We start from the raw sequence: 4,153 nt of genomic DNA on the forward strand, positions 1-4,153 counted from the left end.
GGTTTACGGCGTCCCCGCAATCCGACACCGCCCCGCCAAACCCACAGATAGTGCAGAGCCGGCTGTTGCTGTTGCTTCGGCTGTTGCTGTTGAGGTTGCCGGCCAGCGGCCGGCACTACCGCGGGTGCCGGGCGCAGCCCGGCCGGACCCCCTACAGCACCTGGTACGCGCGCTCGGCCGCATCGAACACATTGCCCGGCGCGAACTGCTCGCCCAGGTAATGCAGCGCTTGCCGGTGCTGCTGCAACGAGCGCTGCGCCGCGCCGGGGCCCAGCAGCATCTGCTCGAATTCGATCAGATCCTGCAGGATGCGCCAGTGCCGATACCACGCAATCCAGCGCGGATCGCCCAGGTCGCTGCCATAGCCTTCGGCGAAGCCGAGTGGATGCTCGCGCCCCCAGCGACCACCCACTGCGGCGCCGACAAACATCAGGTCGCGCTCGCGCGGGGCCAGTGCCAGTCCGTCCCAGTCAATCAGGTGCAGTACATCATCCTGCCCCATCAGCAGGTTGCCCGCGTGCAGGTCGGTGTGGCACAGGCGCAGCGCCGGTGCCTCACCCTGCAATTGGCGATGCAGCGCTTCGGCACGCTGGTGAAGTTCGGCGATGCGCGGCCGCTGCTGCTGCCACAGCGCCAGGAACGCACTGCCGGATCGATCCTGCGCCTGCGCCAGCGTCGAGGGATCGCGCAACCATGTCCCCACCGTGTCGACCGCTGCGGTTTCAAGCCGCAACGTCGGCAGGGCCTGGCGCAACGCTGGCGGAATCTCGGCCTCATGCAGGCGACGCAGCACTTCGCCCAGCTGGCGCCATTGCGCACGGCTCAGCGGTGCCTCGAAGCCCGACTGCCCTTCGATGTAGGGGAACAGCGTGAACTGCAGGCCCCAGCGCTGCACCGATGCGCCACCGGTCAATGCCGGCCACGGCGCAACAATCTCTTCGATGCCCAAGGTGCCACGCAGCCAATGCAGGCTGTCCCACACCGCGGGTGCCACCTGGAAGTTGCGGCACTTCAACCACCAATGGTCGTGGCGGGCATCGATGCGGAACACGCACGCATTGGCGTCGGCGCCCACCGGACGCGGCACCACCGCCGTCGCGTTGATGTCGTAGGACTGCTGCAGGACTTCAACGATCTGCTGCGCCGAAGCGAATGACATGGATGCAGGCGTGCTTTGGTGACGACACCTACTATCGCAGATGGCCTTGCATCCGCACAGGCAAACTGGTCACAACATCGCTCTCCTGCGACAAAAGAACTAGCCGGCGATGCGTCGCATGACCGCTTCCAACGGACCGCGCGCGAACTGCCACGACCACAACCAGGCCGCCGCGGTCGCCAGCATCACGAACAACAACGCGGCCATCAGCACCCACGACAGGCTGGCACTGCCATCAAGCAGTCCAAGCGATTCCAGCACACCCATGCCGATCAGGATGTGCGCCACGTACAGGCTCAGCGTCATCCGTCCGGCCGCAGTGAACGGTTCCAGCCAATCGCCAGGATGCAGCCGCACCAGCCACAGGCATGCCGCGATCAGTGCACACGCCGCGCCTGCGCCGGTCAGCAGATAGGCCGGACCGGGCGGCATCGGCTGCGTCGCCAGCCACACCTGCCACGGCGTGCCGTGGCCCCACTGCTGCAACACCTGGCCGGCCCCCATCAGCAGCAGGCCAAGCAGCAGCAAGGCACGCTGCACCCGGGGTTGCGACAGCGGCAGCCGCGCCAGCAGTATGCCCAGCAGGAAAAAGCACAGCCACGGCAACACCGGATGGAAGCCATTGAACAGCAGGTTGCGCATCGCACCCGGCCCTTGCCACAGCCCCTCGTAAGCCAGCGTCTGCCAGTTCCAGCCCTGGCTGTAGTCCCAGCGCAGCAGGGCCCAGAACGCGACCATCGCCAGAGCCACCATGCTGCCCAGCAGAACACGGGGCGACGCGCGCAGCCACAGCACCGCCAGCGCGAAGTACACCGCGTAGTAATGCAGGATATCGGCAGGAAACACGGTCAGGTTGAGCAGGCCGAGCACGGCCAGGAACACGGCCCGCCGCCAGGTCTGCACGCTTGCCTGCCACCACGCCAGTCGCTGCGTGGCCAGCATCAGGCCCACCCCGGCCAGCGTCACGAAGGTCGCCGAAGCCTTGCCTTCCAGCAGGTGGAAGAATCCAGCAAGCCAGCCGCCGCCGTCGGTCTCGACGGCCATCGCCAGGCGGAAGTTGACCAGCACCATGCCGGCCAGAGCGAGGTAGCGCGCCAGGTCCAGCCCATGCAGCCGCCGATCGTCAGTGCTCACGCACGCGCCCCGAGCAGTGCTGCCAGCAGAGCGGGATCAAGCACGTCGATATCGGCATCGCTCGCCTCACCCAATCCCTGCCGCAGCGCAGCGCTCTCGATCGCATCCAGCAGCACCTGCGCCTGCAGCGCGGGCGCCAGCACGGGCCGGCGGCGCTCACGACGTGCGACCTCCTGCAAAGCCTCGGCAAGACCGCGCTGCAACTGCGCGCGGTTGCCAGCGAATGCCGCCGCCACCGCCGGATTGCGCGCGCTCTCGGCCAGCACTTCCACGCTCAACAGCGCCCATTCCGGCTGCCGGCACAGGGTGTGGAAGTCCCGCAGGAACCCCTGCACCTGCGCACGTTCGCCATTGCATCCCGCCAACCGCTGCAGCAACGGCTGCAGTTCGTCCTGTTCGGCCTCGGCCGTCGCCAGGATCAGCGCCTCCTTGCCGGGAAAGTGGTTGTAGAGATTGCCCAGGCTCACCCCGGCCGCCTGAGCGATGTCGCGCATGCTGGTCTGGTGGAAGCCCTTGGACAGAAAGCACTGCAGGGCCGCCTGCAGGATCTGCGAAGCGCGTTGCTCATTGCGGTCGGTGCGGTTCATGCGGCAAACAATGAACGAACGTTCGTCCATTTGAAAGCCGAATCCAAGCCGTCGGCCAGTCACCATTCAGGCCGTCGCGCTTGACCTCAACCGCTGTTGAGGACCGATCCTGCCCCGCCCTGCTGCAACTGCGGACCCTGCATGCACCTAGAAGAACTCGTCCAGCAGGCGGTAGAACGCGAGTCGGCGTTCATCGGCACCGATGCCATAGCGGGCCAGCAAGGGCGCAACCCAGCGGGTGTCGTCATAGTTGTGGACCAGGCTGCGTGCGGCCAACGCCAGGTCCTGGCAACGATCAGCCACACCCAGCCGGCCGCAATCGATGAAACCGCTGAAGCGGCCGTCGACCGCCATCAGATTCGGCAGGCATGCATCGCCGTGCGCTACCACCAGATCCTCATCCGCCGGACACGTTGCGATCAGCTCGGCATGCACCTGCTCGGCGCTCTGGCCCAGGCGCTCATCGTCGAAATCATCCGCATCGATCAACCCTGCGGCAACGCGCGCAGCGACCTCCGGCAGGCGCGATGCAAGACGATGATCGAACGGACAACCGGCAACCGGCAGCGCATGCAGGGCGCGCAGCGCGTCAGCCAGCAGCACGACCACCTGGGCGGGCGCCAGCGTCGGCGACGATGCCAGGTCATGGCCGGGCAACGCGCTCATCAGCAGCCAACGCCGGCCGCCCTCCTCCGCTGTGTCCAACACCGTAGGCACAGGCTGTCCCTGTGCCCGCAGCCAACGCAGACGCAGGATTTCGCCCTCCAGTTCGCTGAAGGCATCGATCACTTCCGATTTCAGGAACGCATCCGGCAACCCTTGACGTCGCACCCGCGCCACATCGGCGCGCGACACGCCGATGCCCTGCATCTCGATATCTGCATCGCGCAGCACGCTGCGCCATTGCGACGGCAAGGGCATTACATCGCCATCGCTCGATCCTGCTTCCATCCCCACCGCTCCGGCCCCGGTCACAGCCTGGATTCTCACCGAAGCGGACACCTGACAGCAAAGGACACTGCATGAAACTCATGGTCATCGGCGCCAGCAAAGGTCTTGGCCGCGCCTTCGTGGAAGGCCTCTGCCGGCCCGGCGATACCGTCATCGGCGTATCGCGCACACGCCCCACGCAGCTGGACTGCAGCGAGGGCGTCGACCTGCACTGGATAGAAGCAGACCTGAGCCAGCCAGCACGGGCCGCCGCCAGCATCGCGGCGCAGGCGCCGCCGGATCTCGATGTGCTCATCCATAACCTTGGCATCTGGGAGGAGAC

The 4,153-nt window shown here is 66.6% G+C and carries 5 protein-coding genes; 1 reads left to right on the forward strand and 4 read right to left on the reverse strand.

Annotated features, from left to right (window positions below; all coding sequences use genetic code 11):
- Positions 1-151: 151 nt before the first annotated feature.
- The 4 genes from AC1VAN_RS13685 to AC1VAN_RS13700 form a co-directional block, all read right to left on the reverse strand.
- On the reverse strand, positions 152-1,159 hold the full coding sequence (locus AC1VAN_RS13685) for a phosphotransferase (RefSeq protein ID WP_442252013.1): 1,008 nt from the start codon (positions 1,157-1,159) through the stop codon (positions 152-154).
- Between the two features lie 99 nt (positions 1,160-1,258).
- Positions 1,259-2,293, reverse strand: coding sequence for a DUF418 domain-containing protein (locus tag AC1VAN_RS13690; protein ID WP_442252012.1), 1,035 nt, complete (start codon positions 2,291-2,293; stop codon positions 1,259-1,261).
- A complete protein-coding gene (locus AC1VAN_RS13695; RefSeq protein WP_025874897.1) occupies positions 2,290-2,880 on the reverse strand; it encodes a TetR/AcrR family transcriptional regulator in 591 nt (196 codons plus the stop codon). The genes AC1VAN_RS13690 and AC1VAN_RS13695 overlap by 4 nt, the downstream gene beginning before the upstream one ends.
- A gap of 147 nt (positions 2,881-3,027) precedes the next feature.
- Complete coding sequence (locus AC1VAN_RS13700) at positions 3,028-3,831, reverse strand: APH(3')-II family aminoglycoside O-phosphotransferase (RefSeq protein WP_313446137.1); 804 nt, start codon at positions 3,829-3,831, stop codon at positions 3,028-3,030.
- A 71-nt stretch (positions 3,832-3,902) separates the two neighbouring features.
- Between AC1VAN_RS13700 and AC1VAN_RS13705 the strand changes: the two genes are divergently transcribed.
- The coding region (locus AC1VAN_RS13705; protein ID WP_480985991.1) for an SDR family NAD(P)-dependent oxidoreductase at positions 3,903-4,153 on the forward strand (251 nt) is incomplete at its 3' end.

Source organism: Stenotrophomonas sp. 05L44_2, assembly GCF_056665995.1.